The organism is uncultured Actinobacillus sp., assembly GCF_945915845.1.
In the GTDB taxonomy this organism is placed as follows: domain Bacteria; phylum Pseudomonadota; class Gammaproteobacteria; order Enterobacterales; family Pasteurellaceae; genus Exercitatus.
In genome coordinates this window covers 38,909-65,703 of the sequence record NZ_CAMEFX010000008.1, presented here as the reverse complement: position 1 = coordinate 65,703, position 26,795 = coordinate 38,909, and the positions used below count along the sequence as shown (strand labels likewise).

17 protein-coding genes are annotated in these 26,795 nt (G+C 40.7%); 16 read left to right on the top strand and 1 reads right to left on the bottom strand.

Annotation, left to right across the window (positions count from 1 at the left end):
• The 16 genes from Q0O89_RS03830 to Q0O89_RS03755 form a co-directional block, all read left to right on the top strand.
• The coding region (locus Q0O89_RS03830; protein WP_293730391.1) for a hemagglutinin repeat-containing protein at positions 1 to 6,176 on the top strand (6,176 nt) is incomplete at its 5' end.
• A 221-nt stretch (positions 6,177 to 6,397) separates the two neighbouring features.
• Positions 6,398 to 8,314, top strand: a complete 1,917-nt coding sequence (locus tag Q0O89_RS03825) for a VENN motif pre-toxin domain-containing protein (RefSeq protein WP_293730389.1) — start codon at positions 6,398 to 6,400, stop codon at positions 8,312 to 8,314.
• 1 nt (position 8,315) lies between these two features.
• On the top strand, positions 8,316 to 8,744 hold the full coding sequence (locus Q0O89_RS03820; RefSeq protein WP_135711127.1) for a hypothetical protein: 429 nt from the start codon (positions 8,316 to 8,318) through the stop codon (positions 8,742 to 8,744).
• A gap of 296 nt (positions 8,745 to 9,040) precedes the next feature.
• Positions 9,041 to 9,355 carry a DUF6572 domain-containing protein gene (locus Q0O89_RS03815; protein WP_135711126.1) on the top strand — a complete coding sequence of 105 codons (315 nt, stop codon included), beginning with the start codon at positions 9,041 to 9,043 and terminating at the stop codon, positions 9,353 to 9,355.
• A gap of 139 nt (positions 9,356 to 9,494) precedes the next feature.
• The gene (locus Q0O89_RS03810) at positions 9,495 to 14,858 is read left to right on the top strand and encodes a hemagglutinin repeat-containing protein (protein ID WP_293730388.1); all 5,364 of its coding nucleotides are present in this window, start codon (positions 9,495 to 9,497) and stop codon (positions 14,856 to 14,858) included.
• Positions 14,859 to 14,860: 2 nt separating this feature from the next.
• Positions 14,861 to 15,217 (top strand): hypothetical protein, encoded by a 357-nt coding sequence (locus Q0O89_RS03805; protein WP_293730387.1) that lies wholly within the window; start codon positions 14,861 to 14,863, stop codon positions 15,215 to 15,217.
• Between the two features lie 42 nt (positions 15,218 to 15,259).
• A complete protein-coding gene (locus Q0O89_RS03800; protein WP_293730386.1) occupies positions 15,260 to 17,287 on the top strand; it encodes an EndoU domain-containing protein in 2,028 nt (675 codons plus the stop codon).
• A 17-nt stretch (positions 17,288 to 17,304) separates the two neighbouring features.
• On the top strand, positions 17,305 to 17,703 hold the full coding sequence (locus Q0O89_RS03795; protein ID WP_293730385.1) for a hypothetical protein: 399 nt from the start codon (positions 17,305 to 17,307) through the stop codon (positions 17,701 to 17,703).
• 250 nt (positions 17,704 to 17,953) lie between these two features.
• Positions 17,954 to 18,145 carry a hypothetical protein gene (locus Q0O89_RS03790; protein WP_293730384.1) on the top strand — a complete coding sequence of 64 codons (192 nt, stop codon included), beginning with the start codon at positions 17,954 to 17,956 and terminating at the stop codon, positions 18,143 to 18,145.
• A 46-nt stretch (positions 18,146 to 18,191) separates the two neighbouring features.
• A complete protein-coding gene (locus tag Q0O89_RS03785) occupies positions 18,192 to 18,560 on the top strand; it encodes a hypothetical protein (protein WP_293730383.1) in 369 nt (122 codons plus the stop codon).
• Position 18,561: 1 nt separating this feature from the next.
• Entirely contained in the window at positions 18,562 to 19,206 is a 645-nt protein-coding gene (locus Q0O89_RS03780; RefSeq protein WP_293730382.1) for a hypothetical protein, read from the top strand.
• Between the two features lie 145 nt (positions 19,207 to 19,351).
• Positions 19,352 to 21,349: a VENN motif pre-toxin domain-containing protein gene (locus Q0O89_RS03775; protein WP_293730381.1), complete on the top strand. Its 1,998-nt coding sequence runs from the start codon at positions 19,352 to 19,354 to the stop codon at positions 21,347 to 21,349.
• On the top strand, positions 21,321 to 21,926 hold the full coding sequence (locus tag Q0O89_RS03770; protein WP_293730380.1) for a hypothetical protein: 606 nt from the start codon (positions 21,321 to 21,323) through the stop codon (positions 21,924 to 21,926). Before Q0O89_RS03775 ends, Q0O89_RS03770 begins: the two co-directional genes overlap by 29 nt.
• Positions 21,927 to 22,063: 137 nt before the next feature.
• Complete coding sequence (locus tag Q0O89_RS03765; RefSeq protein ID WP_293730379.1) at positions 22,064 to 24,433, top strand: VENN motif pre-toxin domain-containing protein; 2,370 nt, start codon at positions 22,064 to 22,066, stop codon at positions 24,431 to 24,433.
• Positions 24,424 to 24,705, top strand: a complete 282-nt coding sequence (locus Q0O89_RS03760) for a barstar family protein (RefSeq protein WP_293730378.1) — start codon at positions 24,424 to 24,426, stop codon at positions 24,703 to 24,705. The genes Q0O89_RS03765 and Q0O89_RS03760 overlap by 10 nt, the downstream gene beginning before the upstream one ends.
• A gap of 42 nt (positions 24,706 to 24,747) precedes the next feature.
• Positions 24,748 to 24,882 (top strand): hypothetical protein, encoded by a 135-nt coding sequence (locus tag Q0O89_RS03755; RefSeq protein ID WP_293730377.1) that lies wholly within the window; start codon positions 24,748 to 24,750, stop codon positions 24,880 to 24,882.
• 121 nt (positions 24,883 to 25,003) lie between these two features.
• Here Q0O89_RS03755 and Q0O89_RS03750 read toward each other — a convergent pair whose 3' ends face one another.
• Positions 25,004 to 26,755, bottom strand: coding sequence for a ShlB/FhaC/HecB family hemolysin secretion/activation protein (locus tag Q0O89_RS03750; RefSeq protein ID WP_293730376.1), 1,752 nt, complete (start codon positions 26,753 to 26,755; stop codon positions 25,004 to 25,006).
• Between the last annotated feature and the right edge of the window lie 40 nt (positions 26,756 to 26,795).

Here is a 26,795-nt window from a genome sequence, read left to right as displayed (position 1 = left end):
AAGCCGACCGCATCCAAAATAAAGATGAAACCCTTGCCGGCAAAGTCTCTTCTGCAACCATTGCTGCACGCCAACGCTTGGACTTAGGCGCGCGCGAAATCCTGAACCAAACGGACGATTACAGCCCCAATAAAAAAGGGGGAGCCTTTATTTATAGTGGTGGCGATATTCAATTTGGTCGTCAGTTGGATGAAAATCATCAAGCAACAGGCAATACGGCTGTTTTTCGCAATAACAGCAGCCTTGTGGAAGCAGATAAACATATCGCCTTAAATATTGATGATATTGAAAACAACAATATTCACTATCGCTCAGAAGTACAAGAAACCGGCAATAAAACAGTGAATAAGGCGTATATTATCCCGACCGGTGCGGCAGTTTATGATGACGGCAATGTTACTGCCATTCCGGTATCACAACTCAAAAAATTTAGCTTTAGTCGTACATGGAAATACGCCCATGCCTATGCAGATAAAGATTATCCGGTTGTTGGCAAGGATACGAAATTGACCGGTACTACAGCACTTGCCATGCCAAATGATATTTCTTGTGATAGTCAAGGGCATTGCAACTTAAGCAAAGCCGGTATTTATACCAAAGACAGTGCGGTTTGGGGTTATTTCCATATTACACCACCGGCAGAAGATATGCCGCCATTAACGCCGGAAATGACCGCAGCATTAGCTCGCATAGTGGAAACGGAAGCGCTTTTAACGGACGCTGAGCTTGACGCTCGTGAACAAGAAATCGCCAAGTCAGGTTTACCGACTAACCCAACACCACAAGAACGCCAAGATTATACCTTGCTTGCCCCTTATATCGCATGGACGAATAAATACGCCAATACTTATAAAGCCTTGTCAGAAGCCATTGAAGCACAAAATAACAGAATTATTGGCACAGTATACAGTGATTTCTGGGAATTAAACGTTAATCGTGAAATTACGCGTGAAAATGTCACCCAAACCAGCTTACCGGCACAAATCTTAGCGGGTGGAGATATCACTTATCGCACCAAGCGTTTTCTCAACGATAAAAGTGCGGTGATTTCCGGTGGAAATTTAACGGGCGAGTTAACCCAACTAACAAATCGCGATGATGTGGATGCGATTTTCCAAACCATTGAACAAGGCAATCGCGACTTTACCTACACCAAATGGCGCGGTGGGTTTAAACGCTATTTTCAACGCAAATACAATAGTCATGGTGAATTAAAACGCCTCAAAACCGAACACAAAGACATGAATATTTTTGTGGTTGAGACCCACAAAAATCCACAGACACAGCCGAATTATGTCAATGCAAAAGCCGTTAATAATGTGATGACACCCCAAAACAACGTCAATTTAACCGCACTTTCTGCTTACAACGACATCCATATTTCGACACGCCAAGATGGGCTTGAAGTGCGTTCGATAAAGGCAGATACTCGCCTACCAACCCAAAGCTTGTACCGCATTAACCCGCAAGCCGACAGCCATGTATTAATCGAAACCGACCCGAATTTTACCCGGCATAAAAACTGGCTCAGTTCCGATTATATGTACACCGCCCTACGCCATGACCACGAAAACACCCATAAACGCTTGGGGGATGGCTATTATGAGCAGCGTTTGGTGCGTGAGCAAATCAACCGCTTAACGGGTAGACCATTCTTAGGCAATTACACGGATTTTGACAGCCAATATCGCGGCTTGATGGATGCCGGCATCACCTTTGCGCAAAAATTTAATTTACGTCCGGGGATTTCTCTGTCACCGAGTCAAGTGGCAAGCTTAACGTCAGACATCGTTTGGCTGGAAGAAGAAACCATTACCTTAGAAGACGGCAGTCAGCAAAAGGTGCTGGTACCCAAAGTGTATGCCGTGGTCAAAGAGGGAGATTTACAGGCTAGCGGGGCGTTGATTTCCGCAAAAAACCTTGACTTAAACACCCAAACGTTAATTAACCAAGGGACGATTGCAGGGCGTGATGTGGCGATGTTTAATGCCAACCGCCTTACCAACAGCGGCAATCTTTCCGCCAAAATATTCAGTGCCAACATCAAGGGCGATATGGACAATACAGGCAACATGACTGCCGAAAATGCCCTATTGCTCAATGTTACGGGCAATTTAACCCACCAAAGCACCTTGCGCACCGATGACGTCAACCTACACGGCTACGCCTACCAAAACACCCACCTTGACCGCAAAGGTTTGCTGCATGTTAAAGGCGAAAACGGCACGTTACAAATTGCCGCCGGTAATTTCACCATTACGGGCGCAGACATCATCAATGACGGCTCGGGCACAACTTACTTAAGCGCCCAAAACGCCCTAAATTTAACCGCACTTTCTACGGCACACAGTGAAAACCTAGGTAGTGGCGACCATTATCGCCACGAAAGCCACCAAGGCATCGCAATCAGCCGCGTGCAAGGCAAAGGTGATGTGATGTTATCCGGCAACACCATTCAAAGCGAAGCGGCGCAATTGGAAGCGGACAACCGCCTAGCCCTACTGGCTGAAAATAACATTATATTAGGTACGGCGACTACAAGTACCCATCTTGAAGAGCATCATAAATACAAAAGCGGCAGCCTTGCCAAAACCACTAAAACCACAGATTTACATCAAGCGGCGGAAACGCTGGTAGGAAGCCAATTATCCGGCGAACAGATTCAGGTGATGGCAGGTAAAAATCTTCATGCCACGGCAGTGCAAATGGTTGCGGATAAGGATGTATCCCTAAGCGCGGTAGAAAATATCAATATTTTAGCCGGCACCAATCATTTTAAAGACGAATACCGCGAAACCAAGAAAACCTCTGGGGTGTTTACCGGTGGCAGCGCAGGCATTACCTTTGGTTCAAAATCCGAAAAACATACCTTTGACACCGAAGGCTGGACACAATCTGACGCACGCAGTGCCATTGGTTCACTTAACGGCAATGTCAGCATTCAAGCGGGCAAACACGCCAATGTGTTAGGCACAGATTTAATCGCCCAACAAGATAAAACCCTGTCGATTCAAGGGGAAAGCCTCACAATTGAGGCCGGCAAAGACCGCATCGAAAGCCACGAATCTCATGAATATAAACAGTCGGGGTTGACGATTGCGCTGTCCACACCGGTGACAGATGCTGCTTTAGCAACTTACAATACCGTTCGTCAATTAAAACAAACCCAAAGCAGTCGATTGCAATCCTTGTATGCGGTGAAGGCCGCCACAGAGATAGCGCAAGCCGCACAAAATCTGGAGAAAGTCTCAGAGACGCTCAGTCAACTTGAGCAATTAGACAATCTCAATAAAAATGCAGCCGCCGCTGAAAATCCAGCGGTAAAAATATCGATTGGTTACGGCACCAGCAAACAAAAAACCAAGACCGATACCTATTCAGTCACCCATGATAAATCGGTGCTTTCAGCCGGTAATGTGATTGCGACAGCAACGGAAGGCAAAGCATTATTTCACGGCGTTGATATTCAAGCGGAAAATGCCAACATCAAGGCAAAATTAGGGATTGAATCTCGGGGTGTAAAAGATACTTATTCCAGCTACACCACCAGTAAAAACAGTAGCGCATCTTTTGGGGTCTTTGTCGGTTTTAACGGCGATAGTTTCGGTATTGGTCTTGAGGGCGGTGCAAGTCTTGGCAAAGGCAAAACGAATATCGACAGTGAAACATGGCAAAACAATCATTGGAACGTTAAAAACCTTGAAACCTATAGTGACCGAGGTGGTTTAACCCTTGATGCAGCAACCATCCAAGCAGATAGTTGGAAAGCAAAACTCAACAGCTTAACGCTACAAAGTCGCCAGGATAGTGAAAAATACACCAGTAAAAATACCCAAGCTAGCGCAAGTGGTTCTGTGGCTTATGGGTCGGGTGGCGGTGCTTCTGCTAGCGCATCTTATACTCGTGCTAAATTAGATACTGCACAAGTGAACGAACAAACTGGCATCCATCTTGGCAAAGGTGGCATGGATGTGACCGTGAACGGACATACGCAGTTAAATGGCGCGGTGATTACCAGCAATGCGGATGCCGACCACAACAAACTCAACACGCAAACCATCCGTGCCACAGAGATTAAAAACCATAGCGAGTTAAAAACCGAAAGTGCCGCTGTTGGAACTGGCGCGATGGGCGCTATGACGATGGCGATGAGCGCACTGGGCAATCAACATGACACCAACTACAGCACCACAAAATCCGCGATTGGGGCAAATATCGCGCTTATTACGGAAGATAAAAACGCACAAAACATCAATCGCAATACTGAAAACACAAACGAAAAAGTCAAAAAACAAGACTTAGCCAAAGCCCAAGAAAATCAAGAAGCAGCGAAATTAGTGGGTGAAATCGCTTCCAATTTAGTAGGCATTTATACCTTTAAAGAACGCGAAGCCATTGAAAAAGCTAAATTAGAGGTCGGCAAACTTCAAGCAGACGCTAAAGAAAAAGGCATTAGCCAAGAGGACTTAGAAAAATCGACCGTCTATCAAAAAGCACAACAAAATCTCACCGCACTTCAAGCGAGTTATGATGATAATTACGGCATCGGCAGCACAAAAGGCAGAGCCATTCAAGCGGTTACCGCCGCATTACAAGGTATTGCAGGCGGCAGTATTGAACAAGCAGCCGTGGGATTGGCATCGCCGTATTTAAATGAACAAATCAAACAATGGACGACCGATAAAGACGGCAATGTTGATAAAACCGCTAACTTAGCTGCACACGCCATTCTGGGGGCCCTTGAAGCGCAAGTAACAGGCAACAACGCCCTAGCCGGTGCCGCGGCAGCCACCACAGGCGAAGCCGCCGCCATGGTTATCACCAACACACTCTACAACGGCAAAAAAGCCGAAGAACTCACGGAAAATGAAAAGCAAAATGTGGTGTTCTTAAGCCAAGTGGCAAGTGGTTTGGCATCCACATTCATTGCTAATGATGGTACTGCAAGTGCGGCTATGGGGAGTGAGATTGGGAAACGGGCGGTGGAGAATAATTACTTATCAAAACAGGATTGGCAGAATTATCAATCTGAAATTCGCCAATGTGGTGGTGATCGTTCTTGTGTAATTGCGGTTAATGATAAATATGAAAAGATAGATCAGGAAAATTCAAAAGCCATTGAAGCTGCTTGTAAATTAGGTGGTAATTCTGAATCTTGTAAGGCACGGGCTGACTTAGCTTATGAAGGCAGTACCTATGGTGCAAAATATGTCTATACATCAAATTATACCGGCTGGGATAATGCTTGGTTAAGTAATCGTATTGAAAGCAGTTATAGTGACAGCCAATTAACGCCAAGCGTGGCTTTGCTAGGTGATGAAACATTAGCCAAATTAACCGCACTTGCTAAGGATAAAGAATTTGTTGCGTCATTAGAAAATGACAAATCAAAACAAGAGCAATTTAGAGCGTTAGTCGATCAATCGGTTGTAGCAATAAGAACTGAAAATGGGGCTGCTTATGAGTTTTCTGGTCGCAATTTAAGTTCACCACTTTCCGAATTAGAAAAAATTACTGGTCGCTATGATATTTATAATAAAGAAACACCATTGGAACCGGTCATTTTTGAAGACCTTTTAGTCGGAGGTGGGTTTAAATTAACAACTGAGGGACTCTCATTTACTACAAAAAAATTGACATCAGCAGGAGAAAAATGGGTTTCTGGAATGGCAACAGATGAAATGTTGACACTTGGTGTCGCAGCTGAAATCCATTTTAGTAAGGCATTAGAAAAACTATTAACATCTTCGTCTACGGCTGTAGGTAATGTGTTTAAAGCGGCAAGTGACGCACCGATGAAGACTACGGTGGTAAATGGTGCTGCTACTGGATCAGCGGCTGCATTAGGTGAAATTTATGATTACACTAAAAACAATAACCCTAAACCATTAACAAAAGAGAATATTTATAATTCGATTTACACGGTTGGTATTGAAACAGAAAAAGGTCTATTGTTAGGTAATTTACCGCTATCAACAAGTGTATTAAGTAGTATCGCTATAGATAAGATAACAACAGGAAATGGAAATATCACAAAAAATATTGCGACAGGACTTGAAGGAGAGTTCATCGATAAGTATTTACCTAAAACACCTTCATCTATATTTTTCCGAGAAAGTGTTCTTAAAGGTAGTGAATTGTACTTTGACAATGTTAGTTCACAGGAGAGAAAGTAGTAATGAATGGTTTTTTTCAAGCTCTATTGACCACAATACTAATATTTTTTTTTGCGGTATTAAATATCTTCATTGAAACAGGAAAGTTTAATATATCTGCGTTATTAGATACTTTAGAGTATTTCCCATTTATATTTATTAGTGTCGCAGGATGGATTTTTTACCATAAAGATAGATATTAGATTTTTTAATTGTGCACAATGTTAAACTTGGTAAAAAATATGAACAAAAACAAATTCCATGTAATTCACGACCGCACTTTATCTCTGTTTGTTGCCATATCTGAGTTCGCAAAATACTCGGATAATTCATCACGAATAAAAACAGAGTCAACTGAAAGTGCGGTTGATTTTGGACGTATTTTTCCTTTGAGTGTTAATTCTTCGATTTTTGTAAAAAAGGATATTAGGAACAATGTTGGCTTTAACGGCGATAGTTTTGAGCTTGGCAAAGGTGGCATGGATGTGACCGTGAACGGACATACGCAGTTAAATGGCGCGGTGATTACCAGCAATGCGGATGCCGACCACAACAAACTCAACACGCAAACCATCCGTGCCACAGAGATTAAAAACCATAGCGAGTTAAAAACCGAAAGTGCCGCTGTTGGAACTGGCGCGATGGGCGCTATGACGATGGCGATGAGCGCACTGGGCAATCAACATGACACCAACTACAGCACCACAAAATCCGCGATTGGGGCAAATATCGCGCTTATTACGGAAGATAAAAACGCACAAAACATCAATCGCAATACTGAAAACACAAACGAAAAAGTCAAAAAACAAGACTTAGCCAAAGCCCAAGAAAATCAAGAAGCAGCGAAATTAGTGGGTGAAATCGCTTCCAATTTAGTAGGCATTTATACCTTTAAAGAACGCGAAGCCATTGAAAAAGCTAAATTAGAGGTCGGCAAACTTCAAGCAGACGCTAAAGAAAAAGGCATTAGCCAAGAGGACTTAGAAAAATCGACCGTCTATCAAAAAGCACAACAAAATCTCACCGCACTTCAAGCGAGTTATGATGATAATTACGGCATCGGCAGCACAAAAGGCAGAGCCATTCAAGCGGTTACCGCCGCATTACAAGGTATTGCAGGCGGCAGTATTGAACAAGCAGCCGTGGGATTGGCATCGCCGTATTTAAATGAACAAATCAAACAATGGACGACCGATAAAGACGGCAATGTTGATAAAACCGCTAACTTAGCTGCACACGCCATTCTGGGGGCCCTTGAAGCGCAAGTAACAGGCAACAACGCCCTAGCCGGTGCCGCGGCAGCCACCACAGGCGAAGCCGCCGCCATGGTTATCACCAACACACTCTACAACGGCAAAAAAGCCGAAGAACTCACGGAAAATGAAAAGCAAAATGTGGTGTTCTTAAGCCAAGTGGCAAGTGGTTTGGCATCCACATTCATTGCTAATGATGGTACTGCAAGTGCGGCTATGGGGAGTGAGATCGGGAAACGGGCGGTGGAGAATAATGCCATTACACCTGAAACTGCTTGGGATGTTGCAAATATTGCAATAGGAACAACCTCGCTCGTATATAACGTAAATGAAGGCAATTATGGCTCTGCTGTAATAGATGCAGTAGGGTTAATTTATGATAGTTTTGCGACTGCTGTCCCATTCTTACCTGCAGGAGTAAGTGCAGGGCTAGACGCATACAGAGTCGGTAACACGGCAAAGCAATCAGTAGTTATAGGTAGTGATGTTGCAAAAGCTACAAAAGCGGCAGATGCAGCAGCTAAAGATTCTGTTAATATAATGAATAACGCAGCTATTACAGGAACAAAGATTCACAGAGCAACGGGGGATTCTTTAGGAGAAAGTTATGGGTATGCTTCTAAGTTATCTGATTCTGCAAATAGTTATTTTAAAGGCGCAAATAAATCAACCGGTAAGCAACCAGATTTAAGTTGGTCAGGAACAAAAGTTTGGTCTGATTTAACCACTCCTAATCAGTGGGGAGCACATATAAGAAAATATGAGCAACATTATGGTTATGGTATTCCTATATTATATAAGCCTAATGTTGGCGTAATCAATACTCAAAAATTACCAGTGGGAGCGGGCTCTTTAAATGGAGGGGCAGAACTTTATAAAATAGCTACAGATAAGCAGGAGCAATAATATGGGCTATCATGTATCTATTGTAAATAACTCAGATAAACCTAGCTCTGATAAGATATTATCTGATTTTGAACAAGTTGCAAACAAAATGACAAGTTTAGGATTCTCCGTAGATTATGAAAAAAGAATTTTTTATAAAGATAAGTATGAATTCTTTATATCTTATGATGATAATAGCTTATGGCTCTCTAATCCTGATGAAATTTCATTAAAAGTTTTAATAGAAATTGCTGAATTATTTAACGATGAAAGTATAGTTATGGGAGATAATGGTGAAATATATAGACATTTATCTGATATATATGTAAGTAAACTTATACATCAAGAACAAACTGAATCAATAATAAAAAGATTTATCCTTTTTTTATATTATAGAATTTGGTTTGTTATACCTATATTGCTAGCTATTATAAAAGTGTTATTTTTATAGCCCGAAATGAAAAATAAATTATATGTTTTTATTTTTGTTTTTTTATTATTTTTTCTTTGTTTAAGCATTGTATTTACTATGTTTATAGTTAGCTTGAATTTGTTTTTTTACTATTTTGGCAACTTACCAATGGAATAAATACCCAGGGGCTGATCTTTATCTTAGATCTGCCGTTGCCTCATTGATAATATCGATTTATTATTTTTGGTTTATTTCAAAATATAAATAATTTGGAGGTGTTCCACAAAGTATACTGTTTATAATTTGATCTTGTTAGAAACTAGAGAGAAAATAAAATGAGTATTTTAGATAAAAACAGCATTGACATTATAAACATCGAGGGTAACCAGTGTTTTTTAATTATTACTGACCATTTAGAATGGAATGATGAACATCTCTATTTTCTCAAAGATAAACTAAATCTATATCTTTATTATTTGGAAAGTGGAGAAGTGTATTTAAATACTTCAGAAGCAAAAGAGAAAGAGATGGTAATAAAACTAATATGTAAATTCAAACCAAGAAAGTATGATATGATTATCTTGAATAATATTAAAGATGCTCTAAAAAACCAAAATGTGGATTTTATATATGAGATAGCGATTAAGTAGGAAGTGTTCCATAATGTATGCTGCTTATAATTTTACCTTGTTAGAAGCCTTGAAAATACAAGCTAATACAGGCCTTTTCATCATAACAATTGTTCACAGCATACAATGTAGAACACAGGTGTAATACAAGCGGTTATTTATGATTAAAATTTTGCAAATTCTAACGGTAAATTTACCGCTTGTATTCGATACAAGCGGCGTTTCGCTTGCTCGCCCACTGATACGCATTGCGCTGAACGAACAACAAGAAGTGCGCAGTATTCAGCCGAATTTAGCGATTCTGCAGAATGTGTGGTATCGGGTCAATGCAAATCCAACCAACCGTGTACTTGTTGAAACCGACCCTGCTTTTACCAACCAAAAACGTTGGCTCAGCTCCGATTATATGTACAACGCCCTACGCCATGACCACGAAAACGTGCATAAACGTTTAGGTGATGGCTATTATGAACAGCGTTTGGTGCGAGAGCAAATCAACCGCTTAACGGGCAGAAACTTTGTGGGCGACTACACGGATTTTGACAGCCAATATCGTGGCTTGATGGATGCCGGTATCACCTTTGCACAAAAATTTAATTTACGCCCCGGCGTTTCTCTGTCACCAAGTCAAGTGGCAAGCCTAACTTCTGATATTGTTTGGCTGGAAGAAGAAACCGTGACCCTAGAAGATGGTAGCCAACAAAAGGTGCTGGTGCCCAAAGTGTATGCAGTCATCAAAGAGGGGGATTTACAGGCTAACGGTGCGTTGATTTCGGCTCAAAACCTTGACTTAAAAACCCAAGAACTCATCAACCAAGGCACGATTGCCGGACGTGATGTGGCGTTGTTTAATGCCAACCGTCTTTCCAACAGTGGCAATCTTTCCGCCAAAATATTCAGCGCCAACATCAACGGCGATATGAACAACACCGGCAACATTACCGCCGAAAATGCCCTATTGCTCAATGTCACAGGCAATTTGACCCACCAAAGCACCTTACGCACCGATGACGTCAATCTTAATGGGTATGCTTACAAAGACACCCATCTTGACCGCAAAGGCTTGCTACATGTCAAAGGTGAAAATGGCACGTTACAAATTGCCGCCGGGAATCTCACCATTGCCGGTGCAGACATCATCAATGATGGCTCAGGCGTCACTTACTTGAATGCCCAAAATGCTTTAAATTTAACCGCACTTTCTACGGCACACAGTGAAAACCTAGGCAGTGGCGACCATTATCGCCACGAAAGCCAACAAGGCATCGAAATCAGCCGCGTACAAGGCAAAGGCGATGTGGTGCTAAGTGGTCAAAACATTTACAGCGAAGCGGCGCAGTTGGAAGCGAAGCAACGTTTAGCTTTGTTAGCGGAAAATGATGTGGTATTGGGGACGGCGAGTACGTTGAGAGATTTTGAAGAATATCATAAGACGAAAAGCGGTCATAAAGTCACAGGTAAGAAAACCAAAATTTCTTACACACATGCCTCTGAAAATATACAACAAGGCTCGGCATTAGCGGCTGAAAATATTCTTGTTCAATCCTCGCAAGGTAATGTGACTCTGGAAGGCAGCCAGCTATTAGCGGAGAAAAATATTCAGGTATCAGGTGAAAATGTATCGATAACAACGGCGCAAAATACTTATCATCGCAGTGATTTTGAGGAGACCCAAAAATCTGGTTTTACAGCATCACTGACAGACACAACAGCCAGTGTGGGTTATGAAAAGAGCAAGATAAAAAATACAACAGAGACGACAAACACCCAAGTATTGAGCAGTGCGTTGATAGCTTTAAATGGCAATGTTTCACTGATTGCGCAAGACCGTCTTCACCTTGAAGCCGCTCAACTTTCTTCGGGGCAAGATATGAGCTTACAGGGTAAATCGGTAGATATTTTAGCGGCAACAGAAAGTGCAGATATTCATCAAGAAAGTTATGCCAAATCGTCCGGGTTGGGGATGAAAACCTTGTATAACCCATTTAAAGAGGCGAAAAATAATTACAAAGCCAATGCACAAAAAGAGATTAGCTTCAAATCTTGGGTCAATAATAGTGGGCAATCCGGGCAAGCATCAAGTAATGCGATTATTCGTTTTACACAAGGTATCGCTACCTATGCGCACTCGACCAAAACCCAGGCGAAATCTCACTCGCATACGGAAACAGCGGTTAGCAGCGAACTGCGTGCCGGTGGTAATTTAACCCTCCTTGCCACAGATAACGATATTACCACACAAGGCGCATTACTGACGGCAGAAGGAAACGCTACGCTGCTCGCGAAAGAAAATATTCGCCTTGGCGTTGCCATACACACCCAAGCACAAAGTGCGGCGAAAAAAACTCAAGGTTTGCAATGGGATGGTACGCAGACAATTGATAATAAAGTCGGCGTTCACCACAACCGCGAAAACGGCCAAAACAGCCTGATTCAAGACCAAGGCACGACGTTATCGATAGGCGGTTCAACACAGCTTGCGACCCAATCCGGCGATATTGCGTTAAAAGGCACGACTTTAGCCGGTCAAGGGGATGTGCAAATTAACGCCGCCAGAAACCTTACGATTTCGACTGCGAATACATTAATGAGTCAATCGGAAAACAGCAAACTGCAATCTGTTGGTGGGATTGATATTTCGCCAACGGAGAAGTTTTACGGTTATCATCGTGAGTTACGTGATTTTTACGGCAATCAGAAAACCCACCAAGGCAGCCAAGTAACGAGCCTTGAGGGTAATGTAACGCTGACCGCCGGTAAAGATTTTCATCAGACCAGCAGCGAGATTTTATCCACCCAGAACACCTCGATTCAAGCACAAGAGGTGCTGATTGATGCGGCGCAAGACACGATGTCTAGCCGTGAACATAATAGCGATTTAAAAGTGGGAACCTTTGCCCGAGTGAAATCGCCATTGTTGGATTTGTTGAACTTGGTGGACACCGCTGTCAATACAGCCGATAACGCCAGTGACCGTACGAAGGCAGCCAATATGCTAGGGCTGGCAGCGAAAGGCTATACGGTGGGAAGCACGATTTACAATGCCACAAAAGGCCATATTGACGGCACCTTGCTTCGTGCGGAAGCCGGTTTTGGTGTGGCACACAGCCGTAGCAACAACCTTATCAAAGAAGCCCAAAGCCAAGGCAATACGATTAATGGCAAAAACGTAACCATTGAAGCGACCGCCGGTAATCTTACGGCAATCAATACAAGCATCACCGGTAACGATAAAAATGCTGAACGACTTGCAGGCAGCAAAATCAATCTACAAGCAAAAAATAACCTCAACTTGCTTGCAGGTGAAAGCACACAGTACCAACAAGGCAAACAAACTAATGCCGGCGTGGAAGTTGGCACAGCATTTAGTATCGGTGCCAAAACCGGTTGGTCAATTTATGCGAATGTAGGCTATGGCAACAGCAAGCAAAAGGTCGATAACCTCACACACAATAATACCTACATCGACAGCGAAACCGTTAATCTCCAAAGCGGTAAAGAGACGAACCTAATAGGTGCCGGTGTAACAGCGAAGACCATTAACCTCCATAGTGGCGGTAATCTTTATATTGAAAGCCTACAAGACCGCGAATACCAAAAACAAAGTAGTCAAAGCGCCGGCTTACAGCTTGAGTTGGGTTTAGGCAGCGCGTGGAGCTTTAGTCTGAGTGGCTCAAGTGCCAAAGGTACTGCACGCAGAAACCAAGTGAATGAACAGTCTGGGCTTTACGCCGAAGACGGCGGTTATCATATTAACGCCGACAATATACATTTAAAAGGCGGTGTGATTGCTTCAACTAGCGCAGAAAACAGCGAATTAAGCACAAATCGCTTCACTTTTGAAGATATTCAAAACGACAGTCATAGCCAAGCGACAAGCTTGTCAGGCTCTGTAGGAATGAGCCGTAGTAGCGATACGCTTTATGACAAAAACGGTAAGGTAATCAGCAATCCAACCCGTGCGCAATATGCGGACAAAACGCTTAAGCGTGAAAAAGGCGAAACCGGCCTAACCGGCGGCATTGGCATTCCGCTGCATGAAAGCCAATCGGACAGCAGCCTCACTAAAGCCACGCTCACGGAAGGGAAAATCACCTTAAACAAAGACAGCCAACCGACCCAAACCACGGCGAAAGCGTTGGGGATTAATACCGAAATTAAAAACGCGAATGAACAGGTTGAAAACACCTTAAATCTTGACCGCACTTTACAAGAGCAAACCGCGGTGCAAACGGCGGTGGCAAACCTACAAGAAGCGGCGAAAACCTACGTTGACAACAAACGTCAAGAGGCGCAGGCAGAATTTGACAAAGTTAAACAGCAACATAACAAAGACAGCGAGACGTACAAAACCGCTGAAGCGGCTGTCAAAGCCTGGGAAATTGGTGGCAAAAATAAACAAAATATTGATACCGTTACCGCCGTTGTCAGCACGGTACTTGCCGGTTCGCCTGCTGAACAAATTGCCGTTGCCGCGCTTTCGCCAACGTTGAACAACCAAATTCATGCACTCACGAAAGACGACAACAGCAAAGTGACCAACATTTTAGCGCACGCGGTACTCGGTGCCATTGAAGCCAAAGCGGCCGGTGTGAATGGAGCAAGTGGCGCGGTTGCGGCAGCCGGTGCCGAAATCATCGCCCACACCCTGGCGGAACAGCTTTACGGCGTAGATGGCAAAACCAAGACAATAGACGGCCTAACCCAGGAGGAAAAACAAAATATCCTCACATTAAGCCAACTCGGCAGTGCTATTGCTGGAGGAATGACCGCAGATAGCGGTTACGCGGCTGGAGTGAGTGGTGAGATTGGGAAACGGGCGGTGGAGAATAATAAAGTCAGTCAAACTCAAGCTGGTACAATAGAGGGCTTTGTTAATTCTTTTAATATGACCCGTACACGAATGGGGTTGCTCACAGGTAAAGATGCTGAAAATGCATTATTTAGACTAAATGATCTTGATTTAGATTTAATGCCAGCAACAACAGGACCTTTAAATCATTTAAAAGATAGATATATTTATACTGAAAATGGTGGGTGGATTGATATGGTGCATTTCTTGTTTTATGCTGGGGAAGCATATTCACAAAAAGTACAGTTGAAAAATAAGATTGAATATTATAAATCTAACCCTGCTTTAACTAGCCCAATTTATGGATATAACCCCATATTAAATTACTTAAATGCTGATGAAAATGAAATAAATATATATGCAATTAATAATGCGATTCAAAAAGGGTATATTCAAGAGAGATTTGATAGCTTAATTGCTAAACACTCTGCATACTCATATGAAGATTTACCATCTGATCGATTTGGAGCTGAGTTTGGTGTTAGATATTTCAATCCTAGTTCAATGAAAACATTTGGGGAGCAGTTAAAAGGCTATTTTGTAAATGAACTAAAAGCCACAAATCCACAGATTGCACCTAATTATTCACAATTACCCAAAAATGATGATGGTACTCATTCAGGTATCTATAATAAAACAACACAACCAATATTTATTAATAAAGGTAAATAATTATGAAAAAACTTATTTTTATTACCTTGCTTGTTTTACTAAGTTGTTTTTTTTATTTATTAGATGGAGTGTGTATAAAAAATAGAGTTAATGACATTCATAATAATATTGATCTATTTGTTATTAAAAATAATTTCATCCCAAAAAGATTAGATGAGGTTAGTGATATTTTCAAGAGTTCCACGCCAAATAATCCTGAGTCATACTGTGAATTTTTTGACTCTAAAATAAAAGGATATGGATATTGTTTTTATTCCTCAATAAATAAAGAGTACATTGTTTTAATAAGAGGTTTTTTTCGCTCCGTTACTTACGATAGTAAAAATAGGAAAATAGTAAATGACAGTGGCTTAAATTAATTTATATAGTCTAGATTGAATGTTGGAGGTGTTGCACAAAATATGCTGTTTAATGTGCATTTAAAAGGCGGCGTGATTGCTTCAACCAATGCACAAAACAGCGAATTAGCCACAAACACATTCACTTTTGAAGATATTCAAAACGACAGTCATAGCCAAGCGACAAGCTTGTCAGGCTCTGTAGGAATGAGCCGTAGTAGCGATACGCTTTATGACAAAAACGGTAAGGTAATCAGCAATCCAACCCGTGCGCAATATGCGGACAAAACGCTTAAGCGTGAAAAAGGCGAAACCGGCCTAACCGGCGGCATTGGCATTCCGCTGCATGAAAGCCAATCGGACAGCAGCCTCACTAAAGCCACGCTCACGGAAGGGAAAATCACCTTAAACAAAGACAGCCAACCGACCCAAACCACGGCGAAAGCGTTGGGGATTAATACCGAAATTAAAAACGCGAATGAACAGGTTGAAAACACCTTAAATCTTGACCGCACTTTACAAGAGCAAACCGCGGTGCAAACGGCGGTGGCAAACCTACAAGAAGCGGCGAAAACCTACGTTGACAACAAACGTCAAGAGGCGCAGGCAGAATTTGACAAAGTTAAACAGCAACATAACAAAGACAGCGAGACGTACAAAACCGCTGAAGCGGCTGTCAAAGCCTGGGAAATTGGTGGCAAAAATAAACAAAATATTGATACCGTTACCGCCGTTGTCAGCACGGTACTTGCCGGTTCGCCTGCTGAACAAATTGCCGTTGCCGCGCTTTCGCCAACGTTGAACAACCAAATTCATGCACTCACGAAAGACGACAACAGCAAAGTGACCAACATTTTAGCGCACGCGGTACTCGGTGCCATTGAAGCCAAAGCGGCCGGTGTGAATGGAGCAAGTGGCGCGGTTGCGGCAGCCGGTGCCGAAATCATCGCCCACACCCTGGCGGAACAGCTTTACGGCGTAGACGGCAAAACCAAGACAATAGACGACCTAACCCAGGAGGAAAAACAAAATATTCTCACATTAAGCCAAATTGGCAGTGCTATCGCCGGCGGAATGACCGCAGATAGCGGTTACGCGGCCGGAGTGAGCGGCGAGATTGGGAAACGGGCGGTGGAACATAATGACTTTTATGATGTTCCAATGGGCGCAATGACTGACTTCGAAATGGTTGAGAACATCGCCAAAATCTATTTTGATGGCGATGAAGAAAAAGCGACGAAATTCTTGATGGCATTTAGAAAAGCTGAAGGGGAGGGCGTCATTGATAATGTTATCGGTTCAGTTGAAAGTCTCATTCATATTGATGAAACGGTAAAAAGCATTGGTTATGTTATAGCGCATCCAAACGAAACCATTGAAAACATTAAGCTCTCAGCAGAAGAATGGGGTAATTTGCTGAGTTATGCGATGGAAAATGATCCAACTCTCGCCGGCGAAATGTTGGGGTATATAAAAGGCTCTGCCACAGCTATACCCGGTACAGATCTTGTTTTAGGCGGTACCATTGCCAAAACGGCTCAAAAAGTGATTAAACTTGCGAAACAATCGGGAGCAGCCTTTACATCTAAAATAGATGATGTGGGTAATTTAGGCGTAAATAACCCGAAATATGATAAAGCGTTAAATGAAACGATTAATAATAGGGCTAATGAGCATTATATTAATGAACAGGCAAGTAAAAGAGTTTCTAGTGTAACGGCTCCTATTGATTTTGATGGGCATATATTGAATGTTGAAATTAATAAGAGAGGGCAACTAACTGGTGGACATAGTATTGCAGATGGTAATGTAACCGTGATATCTAAAGGAGAGCAAAATGCTTTAGGCGTTTACCAAGCAAAAATCAGTGCTGTAGATCCTCAAACAGGGAAAATATTAACTAAGAATTCGACAATGTTCCCAGATACTTGGAGTGCTAGTAGAATTAAAGTTGAAGTAGATGCAGCATATAAAAATAAAGTTATTGTCACAAGAAATGGAAAGCATATGTGGGAAGGAAAAACACCTAGTGGTGTAAAAGTAACTGGGTATTTAGAGCCTAATACTACGGTGTATCCATTAATGAAATAATAAATTGGAGAATTTATATGAAACTAATATTTTCTTGGTATATATCAGATGAGTTTAATGATGATATTTTTAGACCTGATTGTAATATTTCTGAACCTTATAGTTCTTTGGGGGCATTCCTGAATGATGATGGTGGATTAGGGATTGAATATCTAAAAAAATGGCTATCAGATGGTATTACTGAAATTGATTGTATTAAGAGAGGTATCAAAGATAGGTTTGATATGTGGGGGCAATATTGGGGTGCAGATATAACAAAAAGGGTAGTTACTATTTATTGGGGATATGATGATAATGAATTAGAAACTATAGTAGATTTCTTAACATTCGATCTAATTATAAGAAAATGGTATGAGTTTATTTGTCAATATCCTCAAAATGGAGATGTTCCAAAATTTACACTACTTATAGATTAGAATATAAAGTTAAAAATTGAGTTTTAACAGCTGAATAATGGATAATAAACTGAAAGTTAGATTTTTTGGCATAAAGACTTTAAAGAACCGTGGTGTTCTCTTTATAGAGGAGATGAACAGATAAGATCTAATTTACCAGGATTTCTTGGTAATGATGAAGGTTTAGGAATTGAGCATCTAAAAAAAGTGGCTCCAAAATGGTTTAGCTAAAATTGAAAGAATAAAATCTGGAGAAATCTCGGATTTCGATATGTGGGGGCAATCTATGGGGGCTGAAATTTCCTTGGAGAAAGTCATTGTATATTATGGAGATGACTATTTTCCTGAAGAAAGAATAGGATTTAATGCTTTTTGTGATATTTTGACTAAGTGGCTAGATTTTATTTCGTTACCTGAAGATTTAAGTAACGATGTAACCTTTTATGTAGATATGGATATTTAAGATGTTTGTTTTATAAGGTGTACTGATTCGGAGGGCTAGCCAAAATGTGTTAGATCGTTATGCAACGGTTTATAACATTATGGTTGATGATCACCATATCGGTGAGCTTGGGGTTTGGGTGCATAATGATAAGTGTTGTGAATTAAACCCAAATGTAACAGATATAAAATCATCTGTTACAAATAATGGGCGAATCCATATGGATGGAAATTCCCTAAAACAAAAGGTAAATTCTATTGGTTACAATAAAGAGGAGCTTTTAGAAGTAAAAACTATTCTAGAAAATAGCATCAAGGTAAGAAAGGCAGAGAAAACTAAATTTAGAGGAGGGTTGGATTCTGGTCACAAAGAAAGGATTAGAATTGAACAAGATTCTCTTGATAAAGTGAATAGAATGTTAAAGGAGCTAGAATAGAATGATAAATTATAAACAAATAGTAGAGCAAATATTAGATGATACACTAGAGTATAATTCTGAAGATTGGGGAATAGCTGTTAATGATCTATTAGGTATTGAAAATTTAGATGATAAATGTGCTATAGAAATATTAACATCATTATCTGATTCTGATAAATATTCAGCAATAATATCAACAGCATTTTTAATTGGTAATATTTCCTCTAAATTTATATTAAGGAATAGGATAAAAATAAAGAATATAATAAAAAGAAACCTTTTAAAAAAATGCATTAGAGCAAATCTTGATTTTATTCCAGTGTTTGCATTATTGTTAAATGAATATGATGATTATATGCTTTATTACTCTCTAATTAAATCATCGGATGAATCAGAAAGTTCAGTAGCAATTAGTAATTTGTTATATATGTCAAATGATAAGTTGTTATTTTTCAACCAGATTTCTGAATTTGACTTTAATCTCTTTATAGAAGCTAGAAAAGTTAGTAAAGATATTTATGCTTTATCAACTTATGGGAAACCTAATTTCTATAAAAAATTATTTATAACTAGTCTTTATAAATGGGAAAGAGATAAAAGGTATTTATTTTCCATAACAGATGGAGAGTATGAATTATTTGAGTACATATACATATATATGTAAGTTCAATAAAAATGAGTAGGTGTTCAATAAAGAGTGCTGTTTATAATTTGACCTCATTTCAAACCTTGAAAATACAGCTTTCTTCATCATAAAAATTATTCACAGCATACAATGTAGAACACAGGGGTAATGCAAGCGGTTGTTTATGATTAAATTTTTGCAAATTCTAGCGGTAAATTTACCGCTTGTATTAGATACAAGTGGTGTTTTGCTTAGCCGCGACCACTGCAGTGATTTAAATTTAGGCAGCGCGTGGAGCTTTAGTCTGAGTGGCTCAAGTGCCAAAGGTACTGCACGCAGAAACCAAGTGAATGAACAGTCTGGGCTTTACGCCGAAGACGGCGGTTATCATATTAACGCCGACAATATACATTTAAAAGGCGGTGTGATTGCTTCAACTAGCGCAGAAAACAGCGAATTAAGCACAAATCGCTTCACTTTTGAAGATATTCAAAACGACAGTCATAGCCAAGCGACAAGCTTGTCAGGCTCTGTAGGAATGAGCCGTAGTAGCGATACGCTTTATGACAAAAACGGTAAGGTAATCAGCAATCCAACCCGTGCGCAATATGCGGACAAAACGCTTAAGCGTGAAAAAGGCGAAACCGGCCTAACCGGCGGCATTGGCATTCCGCTGCATGAAAGCCAATCGGACAGCAGCCTCACTAAAGCCACGCTCACGGAAGGGAAAATCACCTTAAACAAAGACAGCCAACCGACCCAAACCACGGCGAAAGCGTTGGGGATTAATACCGAAATTAAAAACGCGAATGAACAGGTTGAAAACACCTTAAATCTTGACCGCACTTTACAAGAGCAAACCGCGGTGCAAACGGCGGTGGCAAACCTACAAGAAGCGGCGAAAACCTACGTTGACAACAAACGTCAAGAGGCGCAGGCAGAATTTGACAAAGTTAAACAGCAACATAACAAAGACAGCGAGACGTACAAAACCGCTGAAGCGGCTGTCAAAGCCTGGGAAATTGGTGGCAAAAATAAACAAAATATTGATACCGTTACCGCCGTTGTCAGCACGGTACTTGCCGGTTCGCCTGCTGAACAAATTGCCGTTGCCGCGCTTTCGCCAACGTTGAACAACCAAATTCATGCACTCACGAAAGACGACAACAGCAAAGTGACCAACATTTTAGCGCACGCGGTACTCGGTGCCATTGAAGCCAAAGCGGCCGGTGTGAATGGAGCAAGTGGCGCGGTTGCGGCAGCCGGTGCCGAAATCATCGCCCACACCCTGGCGGAACAGCTTTACGGCGTAGACGGCAAAACCAAGACAATAGACGACCTAACCCAGGAGGAAAAACAAAATATTCTCACATTAAGCCAAATTGGCAGTGCTATCGCCGGCGGAATGACCGCAGATAGCGGTTACGCGGCCGGAGTGAGTGGCGAGATTGGGAAACGGGCGGTGGAGAATAATACCCTGGCTCTTGTAGCTAGGGGGTGTTATATGCTGCCTAGTTGTCGTAAAGCTATAGCTAAAGAAGTTGTAGAATTAGCCCTTAAAACAGGCGTATCGTCAATAGTTGCTGCACACATAGTAGAGAATCTTTCTAGTGATGAGTTAGAACATCTTATTACACTTATGTTGATGGGGAATGATGTTGTTACAGAGAAATTCATCACTCAATTAAGTCAAAAATATGCTTCTAGTATAGCGATAGATCCAGACGATATACCTAAATTAGAAGGAGCACCGATAAAACCTAATGAGCCATTAATATTGCCATACCCAGTAGAAGAAAATAAAGATTCGACTATTGTTGATGTCAAACCAGATGTTGTAGATACAAGCGTGATATCTGGTAGTGAAATCAATGTTGGTAATTGGGAAGATAATGTTGTTACTAGAGAATCTGTTGATTACTCTGATAAACCAAAGAAAAAGGTTAATAATTCTGAGATTGGAGATATAGTTCGAACGCCAGATTCACATCCTGAAGATTTTATTTCAAAGGGGAAAAATAAAATTAATAAAAACACAGGGGAAATTTGGCAAAAGAGCGATTCAGAACATACAGATAAATTTGGTGAATGGAAAGTTGGTTTAAATGGACATTCGCCAACACCAACACGAAAAATAACGATAGGACGTAGTGATGGAAAAATTATCAAAATCGATAAATAATAGCATTATGCTAGATAAAATAAATTTCAAAGGATTTAGAAGTAGTCAGTTTTGGGTCGGATACTTTTCTGCCCGAAAAATCAAAATTCCAGAGAGTATAGATGTCGCAATAGAGCTTTTTGAGCAATATTTTAAGAGGTCATTAGATGATTTCTTTTCTATTAACTGTATGGCTTATGATGATGATGCTTATTCAGATCCAGAAGCGCTAATATATATTGATGAATATAATTTTGCTAAAAAAACTGGCTTTTTAAAACCATATAATGGAAAACTTAAAAAATATCTTGATAATGATGATAAATACGAATACATACCAGCAAATTTTTTATCTATAAATTTTGATTCAGAAAATTTTTTGCTTTACAGTAAAATTATAATGGCTTTTACCTTTGGAAAGGTAGTTGGACAAGTATGTTTCTTTATAAATCCAAAGTTAAATATGGCGGTATACCCACATGATGATAGTGGTTTTGGTGTAATTTCTTTATCTGAAGATAAATCAGAAGCAATTAAGTTTCTGAATTTTTGTTCTTTAAGAAAAGATATTAATGTTTACATTGATTCAGATGTATAGCTTAGAGGAGGTGTTCCACAAAGTATGCTATTTATAATTTTGATCTTGTTAGAAACCTTGAGAATACAGGTTTCTTCATCATAAGAATTTTTCACAGCATACAATGCAGAATACAGGGAGAATACAAGCGGTTATTTATGATTAAGGTTTTGCAAATTCTAGCGGTAAATTTACTGCTTGTATTCGATACAAGTGGCGTTTCGCTTATTCAAAGTGGCAAGGATACTAACCTCATCGGTGCCGGTGTAACGGCGAAGACCATTAACCTCCATAGTGGCGGTAATCTTTATATTGAAAGCCTACAAGACCGCGAATACCAAAAACAAAGTAGTCAAAGCGCCGGCTTACAGCTTGAGTTGGGTTTAGGCAGCGCGTGGAGCTTTAGTCTGAGTGGCTCAAGTGCCAAAGGTACTGCACGCAGAAACCAAGTGAATGAACAGTCTGGGCTTTACGCCGAAGACGGCGGTTATCATATTAACGCCGACAATATACATTTAAAAGGCGGTGTGATTGCTTCAACTAGCGCAGAAAACAGCGAATTAAGCACAAATCGCTTCACTTTTGAAGATATTCAAAACGACAGTCATAGCCAAGCGACAAGCTTGTCAGGCTCTGTAGGAATGAGCCGTAGTAGCGATACGCTTTATGACAAAAACGGTAAGGTAATCAGCAATCCAACCCGTGCGCAATATGCGGACAAAACGCTTAAGCGTGAAAAAGGCGAAACCGGCCTAACCGGCGGCATTGGCATTCCGCTGCATGAAAGCCAATCGGACAGCAGCCTCACTAAAGCCACGCTCACGGAAGGGAAAATCACCTTAAACAAAGACAGCCAACCGACCCAAACCACGGCGAAAGCGTTGGGGATTAATACCGAAATTAAAAACGCGAATGAACAGGTTGAAAACACCTTAAATCTTGACCGCACTTTACAAGAGCAAACCGCGGTGCAAACGGCGGTGGCAAACCTACAAGAAGCGGCGAAAACCTACGTTGACAACAAACGTCAAGAGGCGCAGGCAGAATTTGACAAAGTTAAACAGCAACATAACAAAGACAGCGAGACGTACAAAACCGCTGAAGCGGCTGTCAAAGCCTGGGAAATTGGTGGCAAAAATAAACAAAATATTGATACCGTTACCGCCGTTGTCAGCACGGTACTTGCCGGTTCGCCTGCTGAACAAATTGCCGTTGCCGCGCTTTCGCCAACGTTGAACAACCAAATTCATGCACTCACGAAAGACGACAACAGCAAAGTGACCAACATTTTAGCGCACGCGGTACTCGGTGCCATTGAAGCCAAAGCGGCCGGTGTGAATGGGGCTACTGGGGCGGTTGCAGGTTCTGTCAGTGAATTAACTGCACAAATTATTGCCGAAAAATATTACGGTAAAAAAGGCGATGAATTAACCGAAAATGAACGCCAAACACTTTCCCAATTAAGTCAAATTGCAGCAGGAATTGCAGGTGGATTAGCCGGAGATTCCACAATAAATACAGCTATAGGAAGTGAAATCGGAAAAAGAGTCGTAGAAAATAACTACCTCTATCGTCAAGAAGCGGAGGAACTTCTCAAACTACGCTTAGCATTACAGCTAACAACAGATACTGAAGAAAAAGAGAAAATTCAAACTCGAATCAATGAGTTAGAAAAACTCGACCGAGATCGCCAAGAGCATATTAAAACGGTTTGCCCTGATTTTGGTAAATCTTCATCCGCTTGTTCCGCTGCGATCGCCGATGCCGAAAAAGCCAAAGCGAGTTATAACGGCTGGACAGATCAATATCAACCGGTTAGCTACAATAGCAAAGACAATCGCCCATATTCTGTGGTCTTTACGCGAGATTATGGTCGGGTAAATGAGGCTTTGGTGGGGAAAGATGAACTCACACGCCAAAAAGAAGAGTTAGCCTTAGATTTAGCTAAGTCAGGACAAATGTCCAAAGAGGACGCTTACCGTATTCTTGATAACAGCATGACCCTAAGTGATACGCTGATGGCATTAGGTGGAATCAAAACGGTTTCAAATGAGAAGCCATTGGCATTTTTAACAGGCAAATATAAGTTGCCTGTTATGGGGAAAACGCAGGGGTATGAGTACGGTGATGTTAGGATTTCTAGTGGGGCAGAGAATGTTGCGTTGTATCCTAAATTAAAATTAGATTTACAAGCAGAACAAAATGCTGCTCTAGTCATTGATAGTTTGAAAAAAACTGGAAAATTACCTGATGAGTATGTAACTAAGGATATAGCTAAAGAATTATATAATTGGTCAAGTGGCAAACCTTTCAAACAAGGGCAAATTGGTGGGGATATTTTTAGAAACGAAAGTAACTTATTACCTAGTAAAGATGGAAGAGTTTGGTATGAGGCTGATATTGGTATTAGTAACAATATAGGTAGAAATAAACAACCAGGAACGAGATTATTATATTCAAGTGACGGTTTATTATTTATTACTACAGATCATTATAAAACATTTAAAGAGGTTGGAAGATGGAAATAATAATTGAAGGAAAGGAAATTTTTTCTCCAGATGATTTTTATAAGCAATTATCCAAGCAAGTTCCAGAGTTAGGAGAATATTTTGGAAATAACTTGGATGCCCTTTGGGATTATATAGATATTTTTGATGGTAAAACTATTATATGGAAAGATTTTTTGATGTCTGAAAAAAATATCGGATCATATGTTTATAAAATAATAAATATATACGAAGCAAGAAATGAAGAGTTAAAAAAAAGAAATATGGGTAAAATAAATGTAATGCTATTGTGATTTACTGGATATACAAATCCAATCAATAGGAGTAAAAGAATAATGGATAGAGTATCTTATAAAGAATTAAAACAATGGTTTTTTGATGATGCATATTTATGGTGTCAAAGGAAATTTAAAAATGGGAAAATAGATAAATGGATTGGAAATGAAACTGAGTGGGGAGGAGCATTATAAACGTTTGGGTAATGGGTATTATGAGCAATGTTAGGGGCATGAGCCAATTAGGCTAAAGCCCCCTCTGATTAAGGTGCCGATTTTTTTACAACTTTGGGTTTATTAGGAAAATAAGATTTATTTAAAACGAATATCCCACATTAAATGCCGTATAAAGGTTAGACGTTCTAAATCCATCGGGTTTGCTGATTGGTTTGGATAATGAAACATCGTAGTACAAACCTTTTAATCCACCACGTATACCTAATACACTACCCACAAGAGTATTGCCTAATTGTTCGTGGATAGTGCGGCCTGAGACACGACCGGCGTCAATGCCTGCATAAATCCATTGATTTGAGCCAAAAATATTCCAGCTTAACTCATTACGTGTTAACCAACCTCGTTCGCCTGTTAAAGTTAACTCACCGTCAAAACCACGTACTGTATAACGTCCGCCAAGGCTAAAACGGTCTTGCATAATCAATGGCGTTTTGTTCCATTGCGCCGACCATTCCGTAGAAAAACGAAATGCTTGTTTACCGACAGAGAATGGTTGTAAATAACTTAATGTTGCGGTCATAATCACAGGGCGCGATGTCCCCTCGTGCCAGAGTTCTTCTGGTGCAGGTATTGCTCCACGTGCGCCTGTGCCGTGTTTATAATTAAACCCTAAGTTTATAATCGCTCGATTGATATATTCTCTGTGATTGATACCCGCTTCCCAGCCTGCCATTCGGCGGCGTTGTACTTCAATTTCCGCTTCATCAATATAGTTTTCCGATTGGCGTGACCACAGCGAGCCATAAATTGAGGTTTTGCGCGAACTATCACGATAGAGCATGTAAGATAAGGTTAATTTATCTGTGGTACTTTCACCTGAGTAAATATAATTGGTGAACGCACCTGCCAACTCTTGGTGATAATGATTTTGGCTGTGGCTAAAACGTAAATCCCAATAGCCAAAAGGAATGCTGTAATAAAGATTCCAGTTTTTACTAGCACGTTGCCCTTTGTCATCAGTGTGGCGTTTAATGCTATGCGTAAAGCCGGCGTAAAATAAATCGTTTGCAGAAAAAAGGTTATCCCAAGAAAGGGTTGCAGAGCCTTGTAATTTTCCAGTAGATTTGGAGCCACTGTTATCTAACCCTAGAGTTAAACGAAAAGGAAAATTCTGCGCATAGGTGACCAATAAATCACTATCACCTAGCTCTGCATCTTTGGCTTGGCTCGGTTGGATTTCAATATTAGCGTCTGCAGTGGGAGAGCGTTTAAGATTTTCTAAGCTTTGTTCAATATCACGCAAATTTAATAATTCGCCAGAATCAAAAGTCAATCCTGTCCAACTGTGTAAACGTGTGAAACGTGGCGTATTGCCCACGTCAGAGACAATAATATTTTTAATTTTGCCTGGGATCACCATTAAGACCAGTTCGCCTTGGCTAAGATTTTGCTCAGGTACAATAACACGTGTGGTGACATAGCCTTTTTCTACAATTCGATTTTGTACTTGCGAAACAAGCGCATTAATGCCTTTTGCCCCAATACAACGAGGGAGTCGTAGATCTAACGATCGTGCAGTTTTAGTCAGTTCAAGTTGAAATTGAGAGGGGGAATATTGGTTGTCTGCAGAATAATCGAGAAGAGAAATTTTATAAATATCAAAGCAAGTTTTTTCATCGCTAGGTAACTTTTCTTTGCTGTCTTGTGCTACCTCTAAACGTACATCAGGCTTGGATTGTAATTGAGCCGCACGTTGTGCATTTTGCTGTTGTTGGCGTTGTTGTTGCTGAGCGTCAATTTGGTTTAAGTTAGGAGCAGCAACACCATAATTAGAAAGCATAATACCTAAAATACTTGAAAATAGATAACGATAGGTTAACTTTGCTTTCATTTTGCTTCCTTTGTTTTCTCAGATAATGGACTGAATTATA

Excerpts from the sequence above, each read along its gene's own strand:
- Q0O89_RS03825 (WP_293730389.1), top strand. The coding sequence starts at position 6,398 with ATGAACAAAAACAAATTCCATGTAATTCACGACCGCACTTTATCTCTG.
- Q0O89_RS03820 (WP_135711127.1), top strand. The coding sequence starts at position 8,316 with ATGGGCTATCATGTATCTATTGTAAATAACTCAGATAAACCTAGCTCT.
- Q0O89_RS03815 (WP_135711126.1), top strand. The coding sequence starts at position 9,041 with ATGAGTATTTTAGATAAAAACAGCATTGACATTATAAACATCGAGGGT.
- Q0O89_RS03810 (WP_293730388.1), top strand. The coding sequence starts at position 9,495 with ATGATTAAAATTTTGCAAATTCTAACGGTAAATTTACCGCTTGTATTC.
- Q0O89_RS03805 (WP_293730387.1), top strand. The coding sequence starts at position 14,861 with ATGAAAAAACTTATTTTTATTACCTTGCTTGTTTTACTAAGTTGTTTT.
- Q0O89_RS03800 (WP_293730386.1), top strand. The coding sequence starts at position 15,260 with ATGCTGTTTAATGTGCATTTAAAAGGCGGCGTGATTGCTTCAACCAAT.
- Q0O89_RS03795 (WP_293730385.1), top strand. The coding sequence starts at position 17,305 with ATGAAACTAATATTTTCTTGGTATATATCAGATGAGTTTAATGATGAT.
- Q0O89_RS03790 (WP_293730384.1), top strand. The coding sequence starts at position 17,954 with ATGTGGGGGCAATCTATGGGGGCTGAAATTTCCTTGGAGAAAGTCATT.
- Q0O89_RS03780 (WP_293730382.1), top strand. The coding sequence starts at position 18,562 with ATGATAAATTATAAACAAATAGTAGAGCAAATATTAGATGATACACTA.
- Q0O89_RS03775 (WP_293730381.1), top strand. The coding sequence starts at position 19,352 with ATGATTAAATTTTTGCAAATTCTAGCGGTAAATTTACCGCTTGTATTA.
- Q0O89_RS03770 (WP_293730380.1), top strand. The coding sequence starts at position 21,321 with ATGGAAAAATTATCAAAATCGATAAATAATAGCATTATGCTAGATAAA.
- Q0O89_RS03765 (WP_293730379.1), top strand. The coding sequence starts at position 22,064 with ATGATTAAGGTTTTGCAAATTCTAGCGGTAAATTTACTGCTTGTATTC.
- Q0O89_RS03760 (WP_293730378.1), top strand. The coding sequence starts at position 24,424 with ATGGAAATAATAATTGAAGGAAAGGAAATTTTTTCTCCAGATGATTTT.
- Q0O89_RS03755 (WP_293730377.1), top strand. The coding sequence starts at position 24,748 with ATGGATAGAGTATCTTATAAAGAATTAAAACAATGGTTTTTTGATGAT.
- Q0O89_RS03750 (WP_293730376.1), bottom strand. The coding sequence starts at position 26,755 with ATGAAAGCAAAGTTAACCTATCGTTATCTATTTTCAAGTATTTTAGGT.